General features: G+C 75.1%; 17 protein-coding genes. 6 read left to right on the top strand and 11 right to left on the bottom strand.

The window, feature by feature from the left end; all coding sequences use genetic code 11:
- Nucleotides 1-152: 152 nt before the first annotated feature.
- On the top strand, nucleotides 153-410 hold the full coding sequence (locus BUE44_RS02555; RefSeq protein ID WP_073493112.1) for a glutaredoxin family protein: 258 nt from the start codon (nucleotides 153-155) through the stop codon (nucleotides 408-410).
- A 26-nt stretch (nucleotides 411-436) separates the two neighbouring features.
- On the opposite strand, the gene nudC is transcribed toward BUE44_RS02555, so the two are convergent.
- The 4 genes from nudC to BUE44_RS02535 form a co-directional block, all read right to left on the bottom strand.
- On the bottom strand, nucleotides 437-1,378 hold the full coding sequence (gene nudC / locus BUE44_RS02550; RefSeq protein WP_073493109.1) for an NAD(+) diphosphatase: 942 nt from the start codon (nucleotides 1,376-1,378) through the stop codon (nucleotides 437-439).
- 200 nt (nucleotides 1,379-1,578) lie between these two features.
- A complete protein-coding gene (locus tag BUE44_RS02545) occupies nucleotides 1,579-4,968 on the bottom strand; it encodes an ATP-dependent DNA helicase (protein ID WP_073493107.1) in 3,390 nt (1,129 codons plus the stop codon).
- A gap of 280 nt (nucleotides 4,969-5,248) precedes the next feature.
- Complete coding sequence (locus BUE44_RS02540) at nucleotides 5,249-9,013, bottom strand: UvrD-helicase domain-containing protein (RefSeq protein ID WP_235001865.1); 3,765 nt, start codon at nucleotides 9,011-9,013, stop codon at nucleotides 5,249-5,251.
- 208 nt (nucleotides 9,014-9,221) lie between these two features.
- The gene (locus tag BUE44_RS02535; protein ID WP_407639983.1) at nucleotides 9,222-9,593 is read right to left on the bottom strand and encodes an MGMT family protein; all 372 of its coding nucleotides are present in this window, start codon (nucleotides 9,591-9,593) and stop codon (nucleotides 9,222-9,224) included.
- 290 nt (nucleotides 9,594-9,883) lie between these two features.
- Here BUE44_RS02535 and BUE44_RS02530 point away from each other — a divergent pair, with 290 nt between their 5' ends.
- Complete coding sequence (locus BUE44_RS02530; protein WP_079189410.1) at nucleotides 9,884-12,973, top strand: lysylphosphatidylglycerol synthetase family protein; 3,090 nt, start codon at nucleotides 9,884-9,886, stop codon at nucleotides 12,971-12,973.
- 94 nt (nucleotides 12,974-13,067) lie between these two features.
- Here BUE44_RS02530 and moeZ read toward each other — a convergent pair whose 3' ends face one another.
- The 7 genes from moeZ to BUE44_RS02495 form a co-directional block, all read right to left on the bottom strand.
- The gene (gene moeZ / locus BUE44_RS02525; RefSeq protein ID WP_073493103.1) at nucleotides 13,068-14,246 is read right to left on the bottom strand and encodes an adenylyltransferase/sulfurtransferase MoeZ; all 1,179 of its coding nucleotides are present in this window, start codon (nucleotides 14,244-14,246) and stop codon (nucleotides 13,068-13,070) included.
- A gap of 134 nt (nucleotides 14,247-14,380) precedes the next feature.
- Nucleotides 14,381-15,160 (bottom strand): spherulation-specific family 4 protein, encoded by a 780-nt coding sequence (locus BUE44_RS02520; RefSeq protein ID WP_073493101.1) that lies wholly within the window; start codon nucleotides 15,158-15,160, stop codon nucleotides 14,381-14,383.
- The gene (locus tag BUE44_RS02515) at nucleotides 15,148-16,065 is read right to left on the bottom strand and encodes an NAD-dependent epimerase/dehydratase family protein (protein WP_073493099.1); all 918 of its coding nucleotides are present in this window, start codon (nucleotides 16,063-16,065) and stop codon (nucleotides 15,148-15,150) included. The genes BUE44_RS02520 and BUE44_RS02515 overlap by 13 nt, the downstream gene beginning before the upstream one ends.
- Before the next feature lie 74 nt (nucleotides 16,066-16,139).
- Entirely contained in the window at nucleotides 16,140-17,450 is a 1,311-nt protein-coding gene (locus tag BUE44_RS02510; protein WP_079189409.1) for a hypothetical protein, read from the bottom strand.
- A gap of 18 nt (nucleotides 17,451-17,468) precedes the next feature.
- A complete protein-coding gene (locus BUE44_RS02505) occupies nucleotides 17,469-19,163 on the bottom strand; it encodes a DUF3492 domain-containing protein (protein ID WP_073493097.1) in 1,695 nt (564 codons plus the stop codon).
- 573 nt (nucleotides 19,164-19,736) lie between these two features.
- A complete protein-coding gene (locus BUE44_RS02500; RefSeq protein ID WP_073493095.1) occupies nucleotides 19,737-21,194 on the bottom strand; it encodes a DUF3152 domain-containing protein in 1,458 nt (485 codons plus the stop codon).
- A gap of 8 nt (nucleotides 21,195-21,202) precedes the next feature.
- Nucleotides 21,203-22,246 carry an alpha/beta fold hydrolase gene (locus BUE44_RS02495; protein WP_073493093.1) on the bottom strand — a complete coding sequence of 348 codons (1,044 nt, stop codon included), beginning with the start codon at nucleotides 22,244-22,246 and terminating at the stop codon, nucleotides 21,203-21,205.
- Between the two features lie 193 nt (nucleotides 22,247-22,439).
- Between BUE44_RS02495 and BUE44_RS02490 the strand changes: the two genes are divergently transcribed.
- From BUE44_RS02490 to BUE44_RS02475, 4 genes are all read left to right on the top strand, one after another.
- Entirely contained in the window at nucleotides 22,440-22,691 is a 252-nt protein-coding gene (locus BUE44_RS02490; RefSeq protein ID WP_235001864.1) for a hypothetical protein, read from the top strand.
- 157 nt (nucleotides 22,692-22,848) lie between these two features.
- The gene (locus BUE44_RS02485; protein ID WP_073493091.1) at nucleotides 22,849-23,505 is read left to right on the top strand and encodes a TetR/AcrR family transcriptional regulator; all 657 of its coding nucleotides are present in this window, start codon (nucleotides 22,849-22,851) and stop codon (nucleotides 23,503-23,505) included.
- Between the two features lie 150 nt (nucleotides 23,506-23,655).
- Entirely contained in the window at nucleotides 23,656-23,886 is a 231-nt protein-coding gene (locus BUE44_RS02480) for a DUF3107 domain-containing protein (RefSeq protein ID WP_073493089.1), read from the top strand.
- Between the two features lie 124 nt (nucleotides 23,887-24,010).
- The gene (locus tag BUE44_RS02475; protein ID WP_073493086.1) at nucleotides 24,011-24,289 is read left to right on the top strand and encodes a hypothetical protein; all 279 of its coding nucleotides are present in this window, start codon (nucleotides 24,011-24,013) and stop codon (nucleotides 24,287-24,289) included.
- Nucleotides 24,290-24,333: the final 44 nt, after the last annotated feature.

The raw sequence follows: 24,333 nt of genomic DNA, 5'->3' as shown, positions 1-24,333 counted from the left end.
ACTCTGCCAGGTCCGGCCGACAGCCCGGAAAAGTTATCCACAGGCCGTGACGGAATGCGTGCCCGCATGCATGCCGATACGCGGCCGGAATGCCGGGCCTGCGGCACGCGTTGAGCGAGAGCCAGATTCTCTCGCGACGAGGAGCGACACCGATGCCGGGCACCGTGACCATGTACAGCACCAGCTGGTGCGGCTACTGCCGCCGACTCAAGGGCCAGATGGAGCGCGAGGGCATCGCCTACACCGAGATCAACATCGAGGAGCACCCCGAGTCGGCGAAGTTCGTCGAGGAGGCGAACGGCGGCAACCAGACCGTGCCGACGCTGCAGATCGTGCCCGCCGCCGGTGGCGCGGAGGTCGTGATGACCAATCCGAGCCTCGCGCAGGTCAAGCAGGCGCTGGGCGCGTAAGCGCCGCCGAGGAGGCCCCGCGGCCGCTACGGACGCGGCAGCGGGGCGCCGTACCAGCTCTCGATCAGCCGGGCCGCGATCGAGATGCCGAACGGCGGCAGCACCTCGCCCGACGCGAATGCCGCGCGCAGGTCCTCGCGGGAGAACCAGCGGGCCTCGTGGATCTCCTCCCCGTCGACGGTGATCTCCGACGAGACCGCGCGGGCGTTGAAGCCCAGCATCAGGCTGGAGGGGAAGGGCCAGGGCTGGCTGGCCACGTAGGTCACGTCGTCGCCGACCGTGACGCCGACCTCCTCGGCGACCTCGCGGCGCACCGCCGCCTCGACGGACTCGCCGGGTTCCACGAATCCGGCCAGCGTCGAGAAGCGGCCCTCGGGCCAGTGCAGCTGCCGGCCGAGCAGGGCGCGGTCCTGGTCGTCGGTGACCAGCATGATCACCGCGGGGTCGGTCCGCGGGTAGTGCTCGGTCAGGCAGGCCGGGCAGCGCCGGATGTGGCCCGCGGCGGCGATGACGGTGCGCTCGCCGCAGCGGGAGCAGAAGCGGTGCATCCGCTGCCAGTTCTCCAGCGCCACCGCGTGCACCATGAGCCCGGCTTCCAGCGGCGACAGCAGCCCGCCGACCTCGCGCAGACCCGCGGCCCGCGCGGCGCCGTCCATCCGGCCCGGCAGTGCGTCCTTCTGCAGCGCGAAGTAGCGCACCCCATCCGGCGCGATGCCGAGGAAGTAGCGGTGCATCTCGGTCTCCGGCGCGTCGAACGCCGGGGTCATCACGAGTTCGGTATGGCCGTCGGGCCCGTCCTCGACCATCACCTGACCGCCGGACACCACGAACACCCGGGTCGACGGGTGGCTCCATGCCGCGGCGAGCCACGCCTCGTCCATCCGGTGGTGCGCGGCACGGTCCACCCCCGAATAGGTGAGTGCCAGCGGTCGGTCCGTCGCGTCGAGTCCGGTCAAGGCTGCTTCCATCTCCGTAGTGCGTGGTGTGCCGTACCGCAGGCGCACCACCATGCCGTCCACCCGGTCCCAACCGCCTGCCGTCCGGGAAATTCCCAGTGACGGTTCGGCTACGCCACGTCGTCCGAGGTGGGCGCGTCACCAGCAGCCTAGCCCGGCAGCGCCCGCGGCACCGGTACGGGTCCGCCAGGCGCCCATGCCGCCCGGTCCGGTCAGTCGTCGGCGCCGAGCAGCCTTTCCAGCTCGGCCCGTCCCGGCAGGGCCGCGGGGCGGACCACCTCGCCGGTGCGGACGAAGAGGAAGGCGGCGCGGACCCGCTCCAGCGGGATGCCGTGCTGCTCGGCCCAGGCCAGCCGGTAGACCGCCAGTTGCAGCGGGTCGGCGGACGCGGCGGGGACGCGGCCGGTCTTCCAGTCGACGATCTCGTACGTGTCGCCGTCGTCTTCCCCGTGGCCCATCGCACCGGCGTGGCCCATTGCCTCGGCGTGGCCATATGCGTCGCCGTCGCGGTAGACCGCGTCGATCCGGCCCCTGACGACCCGGCCGCCGAGGGTGAGGTGCACCGGGACCTCGACGCGGTGCGGGGTGCGGTCGGCGTAGGGGCTGCGCAGGAATGCCTCCTTCAGCGCCGTCAGGTCCGCCTCGTCCGCGATGTCGTCGCCGCCCTCGATCCCGGGCAGGTCCTCGGGCCCGAACAGCGGGCGGGCGTCGAAGCGCGACTCGACCCAGGCGTGGAAGCGGGTGCCGCGCCGGGCCGCGGGAGCCGGCGGGCGGGGCAGCGGGCGGGCCAGTTCACGGGCGAGCCCGTCGGGGTCGGAGGCCAGCCGCATCACCTGGCTCGCGGTGAGCGTCGCGGGCAGCGGCACGTCCCGCACGGTCGCCCGCGCCCGGCGCAGCTCGCCCGCGAGGGCGTCCAGGTCGCGGTCCCAGGACGCGACGAGCCTGGCCTCCGCGGGATCGAGGCCGCCGGGCCCGGCGTCGGCGGTGCCGCCCGCGCCGCCGGGCGCGGCAATTGCCGCGGCTTCACCCCGCGCACCGGGAATCCCCGGCTTTCCCGCCGCCGGGTCCTCCACTTCCCCCGCCGCCTCCTCGGCGGCCGCGTAGGCCAGCACCGTGCGCGCCGCCCAGCGCCGCCTGCGCAGGGCCGTCGGGTCGAGCGGCAGCGGCCACGGGTGGTCCCTGACGCCGTCCAGCGCCGGGTTCGTGGCGCCCTCGGCGGGCGGCTCGGCCCACACCTCGATCTCGCCGTGGCCGGCCTCGCAGTGCTCGCGCAGGGCGTCGAGGAAGACCGAGGGCCCGAAGGGCGCCTTCTGCGTCGGCCCCCACCAGTGGCCCGAGCCGAGCAGCAGGGAGCGCGGCCGGGTGAAGGTCACATAGCCGAGCCGCAACTCCTCGATGCGCTGGTGCTCCTTCATGGCGCCGCGGAAGCCGTCCAGCCCGGCGCGCGTCCACTCCGGCACGTCGGGCAGTGTCGCCGCGTCACCGCGCAGCCCGTGCGGCAGCACCTTGGCGTTGACCGGCCACAATTCCCGCCCGCGCTCGCTCGGGAAGCCCTTGGCGACCAGGCCGGGCACGGCCACCACGTCCCACTCCAGGCCCTTGGACTTGTGCGCGGTGAGCACCTTCACCGTGTTCTCGCCGCCCGGCAGCGAACTGTCCAGACCCTTCTCGTATTGCGCGGCCGTGTGCAGGAAGCCGAGGAAGGCCAGCAGCGTCGCCTCGCCGTCCAGGGCCGCGAAACCGGCCGCGACGTCCAGGAACGACGTCAGCGTCTCGCGGCGGCGGGCGGCCAGCGCGTGCGGGGACGCGGACAGCTCGACCTCCAGGCCGGTGACGGCCAGCACCCGGTGCAGGACGTCCATCAGCGGGTCGGCGAGCGCCCTGCGCAGCTCCCGTATCTCCACCGCCAGCCGCGCGAACCGCACCCGCGCCTCCGGCGAGAAGGGCAGCCCGTCGTCCGGGTCGGCGTCCAGGAAGGTCTCCAGCGCGTCCGCGAGCGAGATCACCTCGGCCGGGTCGACGCCCTCCACCGCGGCCGCCAGCGCGTCGCGCCCGTCGCCTCCCGCGGACCCGTACCGTACGAGCAGCCGGGCGCGGCGGCCGAGCAGGGCCAGGTCGCGGGGGCCGATCCGCCAGCGCGGTCCGGTCAGCAGCCGGACCAGGGCGGCGTTCGCGGTCGGGTCGTGCAGCACCTCGCACACCGCGACCAGGTCGGCGACCTCGGGCAGGTGCAGCAGCCCGGACAGGCCCACCACCTCGACCGGGATGTCGCGGCCGACCAGCGCGGCGTGGATCTCGGGGAAATGTGCCGCGGTCCTGCACAGCACCGCGATCTCGCCGGGGGGTGTGCCGGTGCCCACCAGGTGGGCGATGGAGTCGGCGAGCCAGGCCGTCTCGTCCTGCTGGGTCGGCAGCAGGGCGCAGCGCACCTGCCCGGCGCGCTCGGCGCCGGGGGCGGGACGCAGGGCCTCGACGCCCTCGTGGCGGGCGCGCAGCTCGGCGGCCAGGGTGTTGGCCAGGTCGAGCAGCCGGCCGCCGGAGCGGCGGTTCTCGCTGAGCGAGTAGCGGTCGGCCGGGCTCCCGTCGGGGTGCGCGAAATGCCGCGGGAAGTCGTCGAGATTCGCCACGGAGGCGCCGCGCCAGCCGTAGATGGCCTGGCAGGGGTCGCCGACGGCGGTCACCGGGTGCCCGCTGCGGCCACCGAACAGCCCCGCGAGCAGCAGCCGCTGGGCGACCGAGGTGTCCTGGTACTCGTCGAGCAGCACCACGCGGTACTGCTCGCGCAGCAGCGCCCCGACCTCCGGCCTGGTCTGCGCCAGCCGCGCCGACAGCTCGATCTGGTCGCCGAAGTCCAGCAGGTCGCGGCGCCGCTTGTCGTCGCGGTAGGCCGCGGCCAGCCCGGCCAGGTCCCGGCGGGCGGCGACCGCCTGCGCCACGTCCTTCACCCACGCGTTGCCGCGTTTCGCCGGGTCGAGGTCGGCCAGCTCGGCGGCCAGCGCGGTGTCGTGGGCGCGCAGCTTCTCGGCCGGTACCAGGTGCTCGGCCAGCTCGCCGGCCAGCGCGAGCAGATCGCCGACCAGCGTCGGCAGGCCCTTGGTGAGCGCCGGATACGGCCCCGGCGCGGCCCGCAGCACCTTGGCGGCCAGCTGGTAGCGGGTCGCGTCGGCCAGCAGCCTGGCGGTGGGCTCCAGGCCGATCCGCATCCCGTGGTCCTTGAGCAGCTGCCCCGCGAAGGCGTGATACGTGGCAATGTGCGGGTCGCCGGCGGCCGGCTGCTCACCGTCCTCCCCCGGCTCCACCCTCGGGTCGTACGGGTCCCGGTCGGTGATGCCGGCCTGCGCCAACGCCTTGCGCACCCGCTCCGACAGCTCGCCCGCCGCCTTGTTGGTGAAGGTCAGGCCGAGCACCTGCTCGGGCTCGACCTGCCCGGTGCCGACCAGCCACACCACCCGCGCGGCCATCACCGTCGTCTTGCCGGAACCCGCTCCGGCCACGATCACGCCCGGCGCGAGCGGCGCGGTGATGCACGCCGTCTGCTCCGGGGTGAACGGGATGCCGAGCAGCTCTCTGAGCTGCTCAGGCGAATGGATGCGGGTTGCCACCTTATGGAGGCTATCCGCAGCCGCGGACACCTGCGGCCCACCGGTCGGTCCACCGGTCAGTCCACCGGTCAGTCCACCGGTCGGCCCACCGGTCGTCCGGTGGGCCGCAGGTCAGACGGTGAAGCCGTTGCCGGGTCGATGCTGAGGGCGGCCTTGCCCGTTGCCGGGTCGATGCTGAGGGCGGCCTTGCCGAAGGCCGCCGAAGGTCCCGCCCGCCCGGCAGGTCGGCGTCCCTGCTCCCCACGTCGGCCATTACCGGGCGCGGGGACGTACGCCGGTGTCACTCCACAATGTGCCGGCCCTCCGGCCGGGCCGTGCAGGCGGCGCGGAAGGCGCAGTGCGTGCAGTGCTGGCCCGCGGCCGGGGTGAAACGCTCGTCGAGCACCCGGCCGGCCGCGGTGGCGAGCAGCTCTTCCGCCCACTCCCCCGCCAGCGGTTCCTGCCGCTGCACCGCGGGAAGGGTCTCGCCGCCCTCGCGGCGGGTCGCGCCCAGCCGCAACTGCACCAGCTCCGCGCCGCCCGGAGGCGTCGGCCGGCCGCCGAAGAGCGGGTCGACGGCGCCCTCGCGTACGGCCAGCTGGTAGACCGCCAGCTGCGGGTGGTGGGCCACCTGGTCGGCGGTCGGCTTGCTGCGGCCGGTCTTGAAGTCCACGACATAGGCCGCGCCCTGCGCGTCCGTCTCGACCCGGTCCATACTGCCGCGGATACGGACCCGGGCGTCGCCCGCGGCAAGGGTGACGTCGAAGTCGTGCTCGGTGGCGACCGGGGTGCGGCCGCGCTCCATGACGTGCCAGCGCAGGAACCGCTCCAGGGCGGCGCGCGCGTTGTCCTTCTCCTGCCGGGACTTCCAGGGCGCGTCGAAGGCCAGCGCGTCCCATACGGAGTCCAGCCGGGCCATCAGCACGTCGAGGTCGGCCGGGGCGCGGCCCGAGGCGACCTCGTCGGCCAGGACGTGCACGACGTTGCCGAAGCCCTGGGCGGCGGTGGCGGGCGGCTCCGCCTTGACCTCGCGGCCCAGGAACCACTGCAGGGCGCAGGTGTTGGCGAGCTGGTCCAGGGCGCTGCCCGACAGCGCCACCGGCTGGTCGCGGTCCCGCAGTGGCACCGCGGAGGCGGTCGGCTCGTACAGGCCCCACCAGCGGTCCGGGTGCGCGGCCGGGACCAGCGGGTGGCCGTCGTCGTTCAGCGCGGCGAGGCGGGCCAGCCGGTGGGCCGCGGCCTCGCGCAGCGCCGGCGAGGCCGCCGGGTCGACAGTGGTCGCGCGCAGCTCCGCGACCAGCGCGGCGACCGCGAGCGGGCGGCGGGGGCGGTGCGTCACGTCCTGCGGCGCGACGCCCAGCTCCGCCAGGAAGCGGGACGGCTGGTCGCCGTCGTCCGCCGCGGACTTCACGGCCGTGACCAGCAGGCGCTCGCTCGCGCGGGTCGTGGCGACGTAGAAGAGCCGGCGCTCCTCGGCCAGCAGCGCGCCCTGGCTCAGCGGCGGGGCGATGCCGTCCCGCCCGATCCGGTCCGCCTCCAGCAGCGAGCCTCGGCGGCGCAGGTCGGGCCACACGCCCTCCTGCACGCCCGCCACCACGACCAGGCGCCACTCCAGGCCCTTCGCGCGGTGCGCGGTCATCAGCTGGACGGCGTCAGGGCGTACGGTCCTGCCGCCGAGCGTGTCCGCCGCGATGTCCTGGGCGGACAGCTCCTCCAGGAAGTTCAGGGCGCCGCGGCCGCCGGTGCGCTCCTCCGCGCGGGCGGCGGTCTCGAACAGCGCGCACACCGCGTCGAGGTCGCGGTCGGCGTTGCGGCCCGCCGCGCCGCCGCGCAGGGCGGCCCGCTCCAGGCGGGCCGACCACGGGGTGCCGTTCCACAACGTCCACAGGGCGTCCTCGGCGGTGCCGCCGCCGGCCAGGGTGTCGCGGGCCGCCCGCAGCAGCGCACCCACGCGGCGGGCGCCGCGGGCGTACGACGGGTCGTGGGCGACCAGCCTCTCCGGCTGGGCGACGGCTTCGGCGATCAGCACGTCCGACGGGCGTGGCACCGCCACGCCCGCCGCGCGCTCCTCCTCGCGCAGCGCCCTGCCCAGCCGGCGCAGGTCGGCGGCGTCCATGCCGCCGAGGGGCGACGCCAGCAGCGTCAACGCGTCCTCAACCCCGACCCCGACCTCCCCGGCCGCCCCCGAACCCGCGGGGAGCCCCCGCGAAGCCGACGCCCCGGGTCCCCGGGAGGGAACACCGTCCGCCGGCACGCCGGGGGGGTCCAACGCGCCTCCGACCGGCTCCCCGGGAAGCGCCGAGGGAAGGCCGTCCGGCGGCACGTCGGACGCGCCCTGGATGTCTCCGGGCGCCGCCACCCCGCCGTCCTCGACAGGCCCCCCGGGAAGAACGGAGGAAGCGCCGTCCGGCAGCACGCCGGGAGCGCCCAGGGGAGCTCCGACGGGCTCCCCGGAAGGTCCCGAGGAAACGCCGTCCGCCGATACGCCGAGAGCGCCCTGGGAGCCTCCGGACGACCCCACCCCGCCCTCCTCGCCGGGCCCCCCGGAAGGCGCCGAGGAAACGCCGTCCGCCGGCACGCCCGGTTGCTCCGGGGGCGGGGCGCCCGCGGAGCCGTCCGCCGGCACGTCCGGCTGCTGCGGGGGCGGGGCGCCCGCGGTCTGCTCGCCCAGGGGTCCTTCGGGGGCCTGAGGGGGTGGGAGGAGGGAGGTGGCGGCCAGGCGGAGGGCGAGGAGGAGGGGGGTGAGGGCCGGGTCGGTGTGGAGGGGGGTGGTGGCGGGCGGGAGGTCGGTGGGGACGCCGGCCGAGGTCAGGGCGCGGCGCAGGGGGGCGAGGGCGGCGGTGGTGCGGGTGAGGACGGCCATCGTGCGCCAGGCGTGGCCGTCTTCGAGGTGGGCGCGGCGCAGGGTGTCGGCGATGGACTCGACCTCGGCGCCCGCGGTCGGGTAGGTGCGGACGTCGACGGTGCCGCCCTGGGCTTGCGCCGTCAGGGCGCGGTGGGCGCGGACCGCGTCGGCGGGGAGCCGGGGCAGCGGCATGCGGGCGGTCAGGTGGCGGGTGGCAGCCAGCAGGCCGGCGCGGGCCCGCCGGGAGATGCGCAGGACGCTGACGTCGGCCGGCGTCCCGTCCCGGCGGGGGAACTGCTCGGGGAAGCCGAGGATGCCGTTGATGTCGGCGCCGCGGAAGGCGTAGACGGACTGGTCGGGGTCACCGAAGGCGACCAGGGTGCGACCCTGCCCGGCGAGTGCCCGCAGCAGCCGCACCTGGGCCGGGTCGGTGTCCTGGTACTCGTCGACGTAGACCGCGTCGTAGCGCCGGGTCAGCTCCTGGTGGACCTCGGGCCGCCAGGCGAGCAGGACGGCCCGGTGCACAAGCTCCGTGTAGTCGACCATCCCGCCCAGCTCCGTGACCTCCAGGTACTCGTCGAGGAAGGCCGCCGCCGCGGTCCAGTCCGGCCGGCCGATGCGGTGGGCGAAGTCGGCGAGCGCGACCGGGCCGAGGCCCAGTTCGCGGGTGCGGGCCAGCACCGCGCGCACCTCGTCGGCGAAGCCCCTGGTGGTGAGCGCGGCCCGCAGGTCGTCGGGCCAGCGCACCCGGCCGCGGCCCTCCCGCTCCAGCGCCGCCTGGCCGGCCAGCAGCTCGCGGACCAGCAGGTCCTGCTCGGCGCCGGACAGCAGCCTGACCGGCTCCTGGAAGGCTTCGGCAGGCTGGTGCTCGCGGACCAGGGCGTAGCAGAAGGAGTGGAAGGTGCTCGCCGTGAGCCCGCCGAGGCCGCGCGCGGCCATCCGGTCGCGCAGGTCGACCGCGGCCCTGCGGCTGAAGGTGAGGACCAGGATCCTGTCCGGCGCGGTGCCCGCCCGCACCCTGGCCAGCACCGACTCGATCAGCGTGGTCGTCTTCCCGGTGCCGGGGCCGGCGAGCACCAGCAGCGGTCCCTCCCTGTGCTCAACCACCGCCCGCTGTGCCGCGTCCAGCACAGGGGGCGCCACGGGCGCGGGAGGCGTGCGCAGCAGGCGGTAGCCGACGGCCGCGGAGGCCGCCGGGGCGGGAGGGGGAGACAGGATCACGTGGTTCGCCGGTTCTTCGGAGGCTCGAGCAGTGGTGCGGTTGCGGTCGCGGAGGCGGGTTCAGCCCGGGGCGGGGTTCGCCCGACGCTACGCCGTGCTCCCCGCGCGCCGCAGGCGGCCCATGGACACGCCGGACACTCCTTACGGGGCGCCGATGCCGTGCGCGGGCCCCGGATGGCGGAAGCTTGAGGGCATGAGCTTCCGGCCCTCAGCCGTCGGCGGCGCCGTCCGCGCCCGGCGTGCGCCCGTCCCAGCGCGCCCGGCGCATGTCGATCCGCGGTATGTGGCCCTCGGTGGCGGGCCCCGCGGTCCGCAGCGGTGTGCCCTCGGCGCGGTAGGCGTCCAGCGCGCCCAGCTCGTGGCCGGGCAGCAGGACGCCGTCGGCCCGCACCACGCGCCACCACGGCACCCCGCTGCCGTACAGCGCGAGCACCCGGCCGACCTGCCGCGGGCCGCCCTCGCCGAGCCACTCGGCGATGTCGCCGTAGCTCATCACCCGCCCGGCCGGGATCAGGTCGACGGTGTCGAGCACCCGCTCCGCGTAGTCACCGGGTGTGCCGGGGTCGTCTTCCTCGCTCATCCGACCCATCCTGCCCCAGACCACCGACACCGGGGGGTTCCGGTGCCATCCGGACAGCGGTCGTGCCACCATCGTCCCGGCGGTGACTGGTGATACGAGATCAAGAAGAGACCGACGCGGATCAGCCGGGCGCGGACAAGGCCGGAGGGGCCTCCCGCGCCCGTAAAGCGCTGCCCGCGCCCGGGCCCGGCGGCGACGACGCCGCGGACCGCACCGCCCGCGGCGGTGGCGGCGCGAAAGGCCTCCCCAGGGGCAGCTCGAAGAACGGCGCAAAGGGCAAGGCGGACGCAATGAGCGACGCCGACGGCGACGCGGAGAACCGCGGCAGGGGCAGCGCCGCGGACGGGGGCGAGCCCGACGCCGCCGGGGGCGCCGACACCGGCGCGCAGGCCGGCACGAACGGCGCCGCGCCCACCGGGGGCGCCGACGAGCCGCCCCCGGGCGCGGACACCGGTGCGAACGGCGGCGAACCGCCCCCCGGCGCCGACAGCGAACCGCTCACCGGCGCGAACGGCGACGCGAACGGCGAACCGCCCCCCGGCGCCAACGACGAAGCGCCCGCCGCCGCGGAAAGCGCCAACGGCGAACCGCCCCCCGCCGCGGGAAGCGCCGGCAGCGAGCCGCGCACCGGCGCGCACCTGAGCGCCGACGGCGACGCGACCGGCGGCGACGCGACCGGCGGCGACGCGACCGGCGACGACGCGGCCGGCGACGAGCACGCCCGCGGCGACGTCCCCGAGCCCGGCCCGACCCCGGTCGCCGTCGACGAACCGCTGCTCGCCGCACGGGTGCACCGGCCCGCCGACCTGATGCGGTTCCTTTTCGGGCTGCTCGGCATCGCCGTCGTGCTGGCCGTCGCGGGCTTCGCCCACGCGACGACGACCGGCCTCGAAACGGACATCGCCAAGGGCACCGACCACGCGCCGGACGCGCTCGCGTCGTTCGCCGGCCTGACGGCGAGCATCGCGGTGCTGATCGTGCCCGTCGCCTTCGCCATCGAGAGGCTGGCCAAACGGGACGGGCTGCGTATCGCCGACGGCGTGCTCGCCGCCGTGCTGGCGCACGGCACGGCCCTCGCCACCGACCTGTGGGTGACCAACTCGGCGCCCGGTCCGATCCGCGACGCGCTCACCCACAACGCGCCGTCCGGCACCGGCATGACCGACCCCGTGCACGGGTATCTGGCGCCGGTCATCGCGTACGTCACGGCGGTCGGTATGGCGCGGCGCCCGCGCTGGCGGGTGGCGCTGTGGTGCGTGCTGCTGCTCGACGCCTTCGCGGTGCTGGTCGGCGGCTACACGACGCCGTTCTCGATCGCGGTGACCGTGCTGATCGGCTGGACCGTCGCCTACGGCACGGTCTACGCGGTGGGCTCGCCGAACGTCCGGCCCACCGGGCGGCAGCTGCTCGCCGGGCTGCGCCGGGTCGGCTTCAGCGCGCAGACCGCCCGCCGGGTGCAGGAGGACCGCCCGGAGACCGCGGACTCCGACCGCGGACGCGGCTATCTGGTCATCCTGGAGAACGGACCGCCGCTGGACGTCACGGTGGTGGACCGCGAGCAGCAGGCGCACGGCTTCTTCTACCGGGCGTGGCGGCGGCTGTCCCTGGTCGGCGGCATCACCCAGCGGCGCTCCCTGCTGTCGCTGCGCCAGGCGCTGGAGCAGGAGGCGCTGCTCGCCTACGCGGCAATCGCCGCGGGTGCCAACGCCCCGAAGCTCATTGCCACGTCGGAACTGGGCCCCGACGCGGTGATGCTGGTCTACGAGCACATCGGCGGCCGGCGTCTCGACACGCTGACCGACGACGAGATCACCGACACCTTGCTGCGGGAGACCTGGACGCAGGTGCGGGCGCTCCAGTCGCGGCGGATCGCGCACCGGCGGCTGGTCGGCGAGTCACTGCTGGTGGACAGGTCGGGGCGGGTCTTCCTGACCGATCTGCGCGGCGGTGAGATCGCGGCGGGCGACATCGTGCTGCGGATGGACGTGGCGCAGCTGCTGACGACGATGGCGCTGCGGGTCGGCCCGGAGCGGGCGGTGGCGTCCGCGGTGGCGGTGCTCGGCCCCGACGCGGTGGCCAACTCGCTGCCGCTGCTCCAGCCGATCGCGCTCAGCCGCGCCACCCGCGCACAGCTCAAGCAGCTGGCCAGGGAGCGCGCCCAGCGGGAGCGCGAGGCGGTGCTCGCCGCCTCCGCCTCCGAGAAGCACGCCCGCGACCTGAAGCGGGCTCAGGACGCGGCGGCGCGCGCGGCGTCCCATGGCGGGGGCGTGCGCGCCGACGTCGAGGAGGCCGAGGAGAAGAGCGAGGAGAAGGGCGTCTCCAAGGCCGAGCGCAAGGCGGAGAAGCGGGCCATAGAGGACGCGCTGGAAGAGGCCCGCGAGGAGGACCTGCTCTCGCGGATCCGGCAGCAGGTGCTGCTGATCCGCCCGCAGGCGCCGGTCGAGCCGGTGCGGCTGGAACGCATCAAGCCGCGCACCCTGATCACCGTGATCGCCGGTGCCTTTGCCGCGTATTTCCTGCTGTCCCAGCTCAGCTCGGTGCCGATCGGGCATGCCATCGCCAATGCCGACTGGCGCTGGGCGGCGATCGCGGTGGCGGGATCCGTGGCAAGTTACGTCGCCGCCGCGTGCGCGCTGGCCGGTTTCGTGCCCGAGCGGCTGTCGCTGCTGCGGACGGTGCAGGCGCAGATCGCCGGGTCGTTCGTGAAGCTGGTGGCGCCCGCCGCGGTCGGCGGGGTGGCGCTGAACACCCGCTATCTGCAGAAGGCCGGGGTGCGTCCGGGCCTGGCCGTGGCAAGTGTCGGCGCCTCGCAGCTGGTGGGCCTGGGCATGCACGTCCTGCTGCTGATGACCTTCGGCTTCATCACCGGTACGGAGAAGACGCCGTCGCTGTCCCCGTCCCGTACGGTCATGGCGGGGCTGCTGACCGCGGGCGTGCTGGTGCTGGTGGTCACGGCGGTGCCGGCGCTGCGGAAGTTCGTGTCCACCCGGGTGCGGGCGCTGTTCGCCGGCGTGGTGCCGCGCATGCTGGACGTCCTGCAGCGGCCCGGCAAGCTGGCCACCGGCATCGGCGGCACGCTGATGGTGACGGTGACCTTCGTGATCTGCCTGGACGGCTGCGTGCGGGCCTTCGGCGGGCATCTGAGCTACGCGGCTGTCGCCGTCGTCTTCCTCGCCGGCAATGCGCTGGGTTCCGCGGCCCCGACGCCCGGCGGTGTCGGCGCGGTCGAACTGGCGCTGACCGGTGGCCTGATCGCGGCGGGCCTGCCCAAGGAGGTGGCCACCCCCGCGGTGCTCTTCTTCCGGCTGCTGACCTTCTGGCTGCCGGTGCTGCCCGGCTGGCTGTCCTTCACGCAGCTCTCGCGCCGCGGCGAGCTGTAGGCAGGCGCACACACGACGGCAGGCGCACACACGACGGCGGGGCCGGCACCGAAGTGCCGGCCCCGCCGTCGTGTGTCGCCGCCTACCGCCGGATCTAGTAGATCGGCTTGTGCGGCTCCACGGTGTTGACCCAGCCAATCACGCCGCCGCCGACGTGCACGGCGTCGGAGAAGCCCGCGGACTTCAGCACCGCGAGCACCTCGGCGCTGCGCACGCCGGTCTTGCAGTGCAGCACGATCCGCTTGTCCTGCGGCAGCGCAGAGAGGGCGCTGCCCATGATGAACTCGTTCTTCGGGATCAGCTTCGCGCCCGGGATGGACACGATCTCGTACTCGTTCGGCTCGCGGACGTCGATGATCTCGATGTTCTCGCCGTCGTCGATCCACTCCTTGAGCTGCTTGGGAGTGATCGTCGACCCGGCCGCCGCGGCCTGCGCCTCCTCGGAGACGACGCCGCAGAAGGCCTCGTAGTCGATGAGTTCGGTGACCGTGGGGTGGTCGCCGCAGACCGCGCAGTCCGGGTCCTTGCGGACCTTGACCGTGCGGTACGTCATCTCCAGGGCGTCGTAGATCATCAGCCGGCCGACCAGCGGCTCGCCGATGCCGGCCAGCAGCTTGATGGCCTCGGTGACCTGGATCGAGCCGATCGACGCGCAGAGCACGCCGAGCACGCCGCCCTCGGCGCAGGAGGGCACCATGCCGGGCGGCGGGGGCTCGGGGTACAGGCAGCGGTAGCAGGGGCCGTGCTCGGACCAGAAGACCGACGCCTGGCCGTCGAAGCGGTAGATGGAGCCCCAGACGTACGGCTTGTCGAGCAGCACGCACGCGTCGTTGACCAGGTAGCGGGTCGCGAAGTTGTCGGTGCCGTCCACGATCAGGTCGTACTGGGAGAAGATCTCCATCACGTTCTCGGCTTCGAGCCGGGTCTCGTGGAGGACGACGTTCACCAGCGGGTTGATGCCCAGGACCGAGTCGCGGGCCGACTCGGCCTTGGAGCGGCCGATGTCGGCCTGGCTGTGGATGATCTGGCGCTGCAGGTTCGACTCGTCGACCTCGTCGAACTCGACGATGCCGAGCGTGCCGACACCGGCCGCGGCCAGGTACATCAGGGCCGGCGAGCCGAGACCGCCGGCGCCGACGCACAGCACCTTGGCGTTCTTGAGCCGCTTCTGCCCGTCCATGCCCACATCGGGGATGATCAGGTGACGCGAATATCTGCGGACCTCGTCAACGGTGAGCTCGGCGGCCGGCTCGACCAGCGGTGGCAGCGACACAGGGACCTCAGCAATACGGTTGGTCGGTCTCAGACGATACGGATGTCGCGTGCTCGCACACGCGCGTCCTTGCAACACTGCCACGCCGGTCTTCATTCCAAGACACCCGGTCCGAGGGCCGAGACGTCCGGCGGTCACATCGTGGGCGGTCCCCCGTCCGCCGGGGGGCCGCCCACCAGGCGTACCGCCCGCTCCCAGTATCCGGGCAGGCCCGCCCAGGGGTCGGTCCCGTCCCGCTCGGTGCGGTCGGTCAGGCACACGGTGGCCGCGCCCTGCCAGCGGGCGATCCGCAGCGCGCCGTCGAGGTGCAGTTCGGGCACGCCGTGCACGAGGTGCGCGAAACGCGACGGCGGATGGTCCGCCGTCCACGGCGGCGCCTCCGACCAGCGGTAGCGGTCCCAGGAGCCGGCGAAGGTGACCAACTGGTCGGCGAGGTCGGCGTAGCAGGGGTCGGGGTGGCAGCCGTGGCCGAGCACGACGTGCCCGGCGCCCCTGCCCTCCCGGTCCAGCAGCGCCCGCAGCGTGGTGACCGCCCAGTGGCAGTCGGCGGCCTGCTCGGGGCCGATCGGCGCCCGGTCCAGGTAGAAGCCGTCGACGTGGTACCAGTCCAGGTAGCGCGAGGCGTCGGAGACCAGTTCGCCGAACGGCCGCCGCCCCCGCTCGGCGTCCAGCAGTCCGAGGAGCGGGACGCCGTTCTCACGGACGCGGGCGGTCACCTCCGCGTACAGCGGGTCGGGGCGGCTGCCCGGACCGCGGGCCACGTCGAAGGCGACCCAGTGCAGCGGTGCGCCAGGGCGGGCGATCTCGGCCCACTCGGCCGCTGCCACCAGGGGGTGCGCGAAGGCCGGCACGCCGAATCCCGTACGGTCGCCGCGCCGCCTCGTGCCGCGCGGCGACCCGGTCAGACGCGGCATGCCGCCTCCATCCACACGTCGGCCAGCGACTCCTCCAGGCCGATCCGCGGCCGCCAGCCGAGCCGGTCGCGTGCCGTACGCACATCGGCCTGCTGCCACAGCCCGCAGCCGTCGGGGTACGGCGGCATCATCGCGCCGCCGGACGCGGGCGCCTCGTCCAGCTCGCGGACGGCGCCCTCGTAGCCCGCGACATGGGCCAGCGCGGTGGCCATGTCCCGCATCCGCACCGCCCGCCCGCTGCCGATGTTCACCACGCCCTGCGCGGCCGACAGCGAAGCGGCGTGCACCGCCCGGGCCACGTCCCGGGCGTCGATGAAGTCCCGCTGCACGGCCAGGCCGCCGAGCCGCAGCTCGGCGTCGCCGTTCTGCATCGCCCGGCGCAGCGCCTCGGCGACCCGGCCCAGCGGCGCACCCGTCGGGGTGCCCGGCCCCACCGGGCTGAACACCCGCAGCACGACCGCGTCCAGGCCGGAGCCCAGCACCAGCTCGGTGGCGGCCAGCTTGCTCACCCCGTACGGGCCGCCCGGCCGCGGCGGGGCGTCCTCGCCGGTGGAGGAGCCGACCGGCGAAGGGCCGTACTCCGAGCCGCAGCCCAGCTGGACCAGCCGGGCGGCGATGCTGCTGCGGCGCATCGCCTCGCACACCGTGGCGACGGCCACGATGTTCTGCCTGACCAGTTCGCGGGCGGCGCCGCGGGTGGTGCCTGCGCAGTTGACGACCACGCCGGGATGGACCGCGTCGAGGAAGCGGGCCAGCACGCCGGGCGCGCCGCTGGACAGGTCGAACCTGACGTCCGCGTCGTCACTGCGGCCCAGCGCGGTGAGCTGGACGGCGGGGTCCGCGAGCAGTCGCTCCGCGACGTGGCGGCCGAGGAAGCCGTCGGCTCCGAGCAGCAGCACTCTCATCGGGTGCCTCCCAGCGGTGCGGTGGTGCGTTGTTGCGTGATCACGGATCTTTCTCCTGGTCGGTGTGACGGAGGTCAGTGGCGCCGGTGCGCGGCGGCCCGCGCGAGCAGGCGGAAGGCCTGGGCGGCCAGTACGGCGGCCGCGGCGCCGCACACGGCGGCTTCCGCGGTGCCGCCGGACGGCGCGAGATGGCCGGGGGCCGCGGCGAGTACGAGGGTCAGCGCCTCGGCCGCGCAGGCCGCGGCCAGGCCCGCCGCGGCGCTGGCGGGGTGGCCGTGCACGGCCAGCAGCCGGGCGGTGAACAGCAGCACGCCCAGCGCGGCGGGCCCGGCGAGCGGGGCGGAGCCCGCCATGGCGGCGGCGAGCAGCAGCAGCGCGACCAGCACGGCCGCGTATCCGGCGAGGGCGGCCGCCAGCCGGGGCCGCACGGCGTCGGCGAAGTCGGCGAGGCCGTGGCTGGGGGCGAGTTGGGCGCGGGCCGCCGCCGCGAACCAGCCGGCCAGCACGGCGGCCGGCGCCAGGCTCAGCGCGAGCGCGGCGAAGCCGGCCGTGCCGGCGCCGGTGTCGAACCGGCCCCGGCCGCCCAGCGCGGTGACGGCCTGCGGGCCGTAGAGCGCGAAGCCGAGCAGGCCGTACGTCCACAGGGCCGCGCCCGCGCCGTGGGCGATACGCAGCGGGCCGCCGCGCAGCGCCGCCCACAGGGCGACGGCCACCACCACCGCGACCGGCGCGGCCGCCACGGGGAGCCCCGCGGCCAGCACGCACCCGGCCCCCGGCAGCAGGTGCAGCGCGGTCGCCCGCCCCCCGAGCCGCACCCGCCTGGCCCCCCTCTCCCCCACCGCGGCCACCCGCACCGCCCGCGGCACCCGCGCGAACAGCTCCTCGGCCAGCCCGAAGACGTCCCGGTGCCGCAGCCGCCGCGCCTCCCCGTCGTTGACGCCGTACGCCTCAAGGCCGGCCGCGATCTCCCACGCGTCCACGGCCCCTGCGACCATCGCCTGGTGCCGGTGCATCACGGCCCGCACGGGGTCGGCGGGCCCGCGCCGCCGGGGCGCTCCCGCGGGCGCCGCCCCGAGTCCGGCCGGGACGCGGCCCGGCTGCGAAATCGATTCGGCACCCAGCGCCGGGGCAGGGTGCCCGGGCCCGGCGGGGCGGTGGCGGGGGGCGGCGGCGGTACGTGCCGGGGCCGCGGGCTCCGAGCCGGGGCTCGCGGCGGCGGTCCCCGCGCCGGGGCCGGGCGCGTCCGTTCCCGCGCCCCTTTCCGCGCCGGGGGGCCGCGGCGGAGCCGGGTCCGGTATGGGGACGAGGGTGGGGGGGTCGTCGAAGGCGGGGGCGGGGGTCAGACGGGTGAGGAGGGCTTCGGTGGCGGTCGGGTCAGCGGACATGGGACGGGGCTCCGGGGGTCAGGGGCGGGTGGCGGGGATCCGGGTCCAGGACGGGTGGGACGGGGTGGGCGCCAGGCGGGACGGGGAGAGGGATTCGGCGGGAGTGGTGAAGGGGCGGGGGGCGCCCTGGGCGTCGAGGAGCGGGAGGCGGCGGACCGGGTGGTGGGCCACCACGTCGAGATAGCTGTCGCGGAAGGCGTCCACGCAGGTGGCGACCGTGAAGAGGGCCAGCGCCCGCTCCCTGGCCGCCGCGCCGAGGCGGGCCGCCCGTTCGGGGCCGCGCAGCAGGTCGAGCGCCGCGTCGGCCAGTGCCTTCGGGTTGCGCGGCGGCACGACCAGACCCGTACCGCCGATGACCTCCCGCACCGCGCCCACGTCCGTGGACACCGTGGGCCGCCCGCAGAACATCGCCTCCACCAGGCTCAGCGGGAAGCCCTCCGCGCCGCTGGACAGCACGACCACGTCGCCCGCCGCATACGCGTCCGCCGGCTCCGGCGCCCCGGGCGAGCCGATCTCCTCGAAGCTGACCGGGTTCTCCCCGACGGCATGCGCGTCGGCCGCCTCGTCGGGGAAGAGCTGGGCGGCGAGCGTGCGGCAGTGGTCCAGATATCCGGACGACCGCTCGTCCGCCGCCCGCAGGTGGAAGATCCGCAGCCGCGCCTGCGGCTCCTCACCGCGTATCGCGTGGAAGGCGTGCAGCAGCGCGATGAGGTCCTTGGCCGGGTCCGCGCGGCCCACCCACGCCACGGTCGGGTCGGAGTGCGCGGCCTGCTCGTCCGCCTGGGCCGCGGCCTCCGCCGCCGCGCCGGCCCCAGCGAAGCGCCCGGCGTCGATGCCCGGGTGGATCGTCCGCATCCGCTCCCTGGGCGCACCGCACCGCTCCTGCCAGCGCCGCACATGGGTCGACCCCGGGGTGATCAGCGCGGCCTGCCGGTAGCTCTCGCCGGCCAGCAGCCGGTAGTGGTCGCCGAGCAGGACGCGTACGGCCGGCGGCAGCCCGGCGGCGCGGTGCGCGAGCAGCGCCTCCCGGGCGCGGACGGTGTACTCGGTGACGATCAGCGGAGCGCCGCAGAACCGTTTGCCCAACAGCCCCGGAAGGGTGGCCGTGCCGCCCGACACCGCGTGGCACACATCGGCGGCGCCCAGCTCCTCCGGGCCGTACCAGGGCGCCGACAGCGGGCGCAGCTGGCGCTCCAGCAGGTCGGCGGTGATGAGCAGTTCGGTCACGACGATGTCGCCGAGCACCGGGCGCACCCCGGGGGCCCGGCACGCCGCCTCCAGCTCCGCCAGCGCGTCGTCGCCCCGCAGCAGCGCGGGGAGGGCGCCGGGGGCGTCCACGGCCAGGTCCGCGAGGGCGTACAGGCCGGTGGCGAAACGGTCCGCCCGCTCGGCCTGGCCGACCGCCGCGCCGCCGGCCAGAGCCGCGGCGAGGTCCCGGAAGGCGGTGCGGAAAGCCGCGCGCTGCGCCTTGGCGGCGCTGCGGCCCGCCCGCGGCGCCTCGGGGGCGGGCTCGCCCCACAGCCGCTCGTGGCGCACGCGGCGCACCTGCGGTGGCGTCTCGACCTCGCCCGCGGAGTCGGTCCGCGGGGAACGGCTCAGGGCGTAGACGTCGAAGTCGTGGTGGGCCAGGCCTCTGACCAGGCGGTCGCACCATGCGCCACCCTCACCTCTCGCGTACGGATAACCACCCTCGGTAAGTAATCCAATCCGCACGGGTCCGCCCCTTCTCGCTCTCAGCCATGTCCTCGGCCCCGGACGAGGTGGTGTCCCGCCCGGCGGGATGACCGTATTGCGCGATGCGGGTGGTGCGGTGGACGGTTGTCCGCGGCACCATCAAAAGGGGTGAACGGACGTAACTTCTCCCAACGCGGGGCGTTGGATCCCCTACGCGAGGGGGTGCGCGGCTACCCCAGCCCGGCGCTGGTCGCGCGGACGGGGTGATTGCCCCCTGCGGGTGCGTTGCTTCGCGTGGGGGTGCCCCCACGCGCCCCTGGGTGATTGCCCCTTGCGGTGCGTTGCTTTCTTTCCGCCTATACGGCGGGGCGCGCAGTTCCCCGGGCCCCTTTAGGCCTGCGTCCTCCTACGCCCAGCGCTGACCCTGCCAGGGGCTGGGCCTTGCGCAGGAGGGCACGCGTTTTCCAGGGGCGCGGGGAGCTGCGCGACAAGCCACAGCGCGGCGGCACGAAAGCAACGCACCGCACGGGGCTGCCACCTCACGGGCGCGGGGCCACGACGGACCCGCACGAAAGCACCGCCCCGCGAGGGGCGAAGGCTCAGGCGCCGGGTCTAGGGAAAGGGCCAGGCGTTGGGCTTGCAGGTGGGGCCGCCGTTGAGGGAGAGGAACTTGGTCTGCTGCATCATCACGGGCGCCGGGGCCCCGGCACGGGGGCAGCCCACGTGGCCGTGCCCCAACCGGTGCCCGACCTCGTGGTTGATCAGCATCTGACGATACGCGTGCATCAGATGCGGACCGTACGTCTCGGCCCCCTGCGCCCAGCGATACGCGTTGATCATGGTGCGCGGCGTCGACGCCGCATCGCACGAGACGTTCTGGATCGACGTGTCGAGCCCGGACTTGGCGCACCACTTCGCCGTGGTGCCCGGGCTGGCCAGCGTCACGACGATGTCGGCGTGGCCGGTCGAGACGCGCTCGAAGGTCATCGTGCCGCCGTGGCCCCAGCTGCGGCTGTCGTTGAGGGTCTTGAAGACGGTGTCGCTGAAGAGCCGGGGGTCCAGCGGGAGGCCCTGTTCGACGTCGACCCGGAAGGTCATCACCTTGCCCTTGCCGGGTGCGGCCTGGTGGCCGGGGACGGTGGTGAAGGCGCCGGAGAGGCTGAGGTCGGGGGCCAGCGGGAACTGCAGGTTCATCAGCTGGTCGTAGCCGGCCGGGGCGGCCGCCAGCGTGGCGGAGGGGGTGGCGGACGGTGTCGCGCTCGGGCCGGAGCCCGACGTGTCCGTGGGGTCGGACGCGGGAGCGTTCCTGCCGGTGCCGGTGAACTGGCTGCCGGCGGTGACGGCGACCACGGTGACCACCGCGGCCGCCGCTATGCCGCTGATCGTCCAGGTGGCCTTGCCGGGCTTGCGGCGCCCGCCGCCGGGCCCCGGCACCTCGACGGGAGCGGCCGGTGGGGCGGGGGCCGCGGGAGCGGCCGGCTCGGCCACCGGGGCGGGAGCGGGCGCGGGCGTGCGCTCCGGGGCCTGCGGTTCGAAGGCGTCGAGGAATTCCTGCCGCGGCCGCGGCACCCCGCGGCCGGGCGTCTCCACCTGGTGCCGGGGCGTGCGCAGCCCTGAGGCGGCCGCGGCGGTCGCGGTGTCGTGCGCGGCCCAGCCCTCCGCCCAGTCCTCGACGGGGTCGAAGGGCAGGCCCCGGGTGCCGGAGCCGGCCCAGGCGGGCCTGCCGTCCCCGGGGGGGCCGTCGTCCGCCGGGTCGATGGGCAGGTCGCGGACCGGTGCGGCGCCACCCGTCCAGGTGCCGGGCGCGCCCCACGCCCCGTGTTCGCGGTGCTCGGGGTGCGTGGGCGGTCGGGCGCCGAGGTCCTGGGGGCGTACGGGAACGAAGGCGCCGCTGTCGCCGAAGGGGTCGAACGGCTCGCCGTAGGGGCCGCTGGGGCCGCGCCTGCGGCGCCCGCTGCCGGGGGTGCCCAGCGCGCTACCCGGCGGCGCGAAGGTGCCGCTGCCGCCGCCGGTCTGCGGTACGCGGTTGTCACGACCGTCCTGGCCGTCCCGCGCGCTGTGTTTGCCCACGCCCTCGATCAGCTCCCGCTCGCCGCAGTGCTCATGTCCGCCGTAGCCGTGACCGTACTCCCGGCGGCGCCGCCGCGTGCGCGGGCGGAGATTTCGTCGCGCAGGTCACGGAAGGCCCGCTCGACCAGGTAAGGGTGCTCCATCATCGCGACGTGGCCGCCGCCGGGGATGGTCAGCAGCCGCGAGTCGCGGAAGGCCCGCGACGCCCTGCGGGCCATCCGCACCGAGACGAGCCTGTCGCGTACACCGTAGACCAGCAGCGTCGGCGCGAGCACCCGCTCGGCCTGCCGCCACAGGGAGTGCTGGCCGCTGAGGGTGTAGGCGTTCACGATGCCGCGGGTGGACCGGATCATGACGTCCCAGAAGTACGGCAGGTCGATCCGCCGCTGGTATTCGGTGGCGGCCGCGGCCCGCTCGGGCCCGCCGACGACGGACGGGTCGCCGTAGCAGAGCGACAGCAGCGCCTCGGTGCGGCGCTCCGGCGGCCAGTCGCGCGTGACGCGGACGTACAGCGCGGCCATGCCGGGGACGGAGGCGAGGGCGGTCGGCAGCGCGCTGGTCTGCGGGGGCAGCTCGGGCAGCGCCGGCGAGATCAGGGTGAGGGTGCGGACCAGGTCGGGGCGGGCGGCGGCGACCTTGACGGTGACGGCGCCGCCCAGCGAGTTGCCGAACAGGTGGACGGGACCGCGGCCCTCGGCCTCCAGCAGCCTGATGACCGCGCGGGCGTGCGCGGCGATCGAGTAGTCGCCGTTGTCAGGTGGTGGGGAATGGCCGAAACCCGGCAGGTCCAGGGCGCGCCCTTCGACGGTGTCGTCGAGCGAGGCCATCAGCGCCGACCAGTTCTGCGACGAGCCGCCGAGGCCGTGCACGAACATCGCCGGTTCCAGGCCGGCCGTTCCGCGCGCCGCCCCGTGGCCGGTCCGGGAGCGAACCAGCAGGCCCAGGCCGGGCAACCGCACCATCCTTGACGTCTCCCCGTCCGCGAGCACCGGGCCCGCCGGGGGTACTGCCGCCGGTGCGGCGGCGGCTTGGGAGTAGTCCGTCGAGGGCATGTGTCGATGTTACGAGACGATCACGTGCGGGACCGCGTGTTCGTCCGCACAGAACCGCACAGAATCAGCCGTCCACGGACGCCCGGCGCGCTCAGAAGCGCTCGTACGCGCTGCGCCCGCGGCCGCGGGCTCCTAGGCTCCAAGGGAGGGGGTAGAGGAGGGGGAGGGCGGGGACCGAGGGAAGGGAGTCGCCATGTCCGACGAGATCGCGCGTATCGAGCGGGAAGCCGACGCGGACGACATCGAAGCCGCGGAGAACGCGCTCGACGGGAATCCGGACCTGGAGGCACCGGAGGCGGACATCGCCGAGCAGCACACCGAGCTGCTGCAGCAGGAGGACGACCCGCTGACCGCCAGGCCCGCGGTGGAGGAGGGCGAGGCGGACCCGGCGGACGCCGCGGAGCAGCGCCGGGTGGTCGCACTGGACGAGGACGATTACCGCTGAGCGGCCGGGGACGCTTCCGCGCCGCATATCCAGAACGTGAGAATGTGCGCCCGTACGGCGCACAGGTCGTTACTCAAAAGTACGATGGCCAGCGCAGCGTTCTTTCGTTCGTTTCTTCGTTCGTTTCTTCGTTCGTTCCGCAGAAATGGGAGGCGGCGTGACAGCCATCGAGCAGACCCAGGCACGACCACGCGGCACCCGCCTGCCCCGCAGGGCCCGACGCGAGCAGCTGCTGGGGGCCGCCCAGGAAGTCTTCGTCGCGCAGGGCTACCACTCGGCCGCGATGGATGACATCGCCGAGCGGGCCGGCGTCAGCAAACCGGTGCTCTACCAGCACTTCCCCGGCAAGCTCGAGCTGTATCTGGCGCTGCTCGACCAGCACTGCGAGTCGCTGCTCCAGTCGGTGCGCGGCGCGCTGGCGTCCACCACGGACAACAAGCAGCGCGTCGAGGCGACGATGGACGCGTACTTCGCCTACGTCGAGGACGAGGGCGGCGCCTTCCGGCTGGTCTTCGAGTCCGACCTGACCAACGAGCCGGCGGTCAGGGAGCGGGTCGACAAGGTCGCGCTGCAGTGCGCGGAGGCGATCAGCGAGGTCATCGCGGAGGACACCGGCCTGTCCCGCGACCAGTCGATGCTGCTGGCCGTCGGCCTCGGCGGCGTCTCGCAGGTGGTGGCCCGCTACTGGCTGGCCAGCCGCAGCGAGGTGCCCAGGGAGACCGCCGTGCAGCTGCTGACGTCGCTGGCGTGGCGCGGTATCGCCGGTTTCCCGCTGCACGGCGCCGAGGGCACCGGGGGCCCGCAGCAGGGCTGACGGCGCCGGGGCCGGCCGCGGGGCGGTACGGCGGTGTTCGCTCACGGCGTGCACGAGGCGCGGATTTACGGCCGCCGCCGCGGGCTAGTCTGGGCAGCGTACGGCGCGACCAACCGCGCACACCGCCAGACCATCGGAGGTATCCAAGCCGTGGAGGTCAAGATCGGCGTGCAGCACGCGCCGCGCGAGATCAGCATCGAGAGCGTGCAGTCGGCGGCCGAAGTCGAGAAGGCCGTCGCCGACGCGCTGAGCGGTGCCGCGAAGCTGCTGTCCCTGGAGGACGAGCACGGCCGCAAGGTGCTCATCCCCGCGGACCGGCTGGCGTACGTCGAGATCGGCGAGCCGGCCGCCCGCAGGGTGGGATTCGGCGCCGCTCTCTGACGAACGGTCAGCAGGGGCGGCAACCGGGCGAGTCCGGTTGCCGCCCCTTCGTTTTGCCCGGGTCCTCTCAGGGGTAGGACGTCTACCGAACGGTCCGCAATGTCGCGTCACCGGAGGGGATCGCATGATCTGGCAGATCGTCGCTTATGCCGCGCTCGGCCTGCTCGCGGCTTTCGCCGCGGCCCGGTTCTTCCCCGCCCGCCTGCCGGCGACCGCCCTGCTGCTGGCCACCGGTCCGGTCGGCGGACTGACCGGCGGCCTGGTGGCGTACACGATCTTCGGCGGCGGCCACCCCGAGGCAAGCCTGGCGGCGGCCTTCGCGACGGCCGCCGCGGGCCTGAGCGTGCTGGCCCGGCCCCCGAAGCGCGGGCGGCACGCGAAGGTCACCCCGCACGGGGCGTGACGCGGGTCCGCGCCTCGTCGGTGCCCAGGCCCCGGGACGCAACG

Origin of the sequence: Actinacidiphila paucisporea (assembly GCF_900142575.1) — a bacterium.
Classification (GTDB): Bacteria; Actinomycetota; Actinomycetes; order Streptomycetales; family Streptomycetaceae; genus Actinacidiphila; species Actinacidiphila paucisporea.
This window is presented reverse-complemented; position numbering and strand designations above follow the sequence as displayed.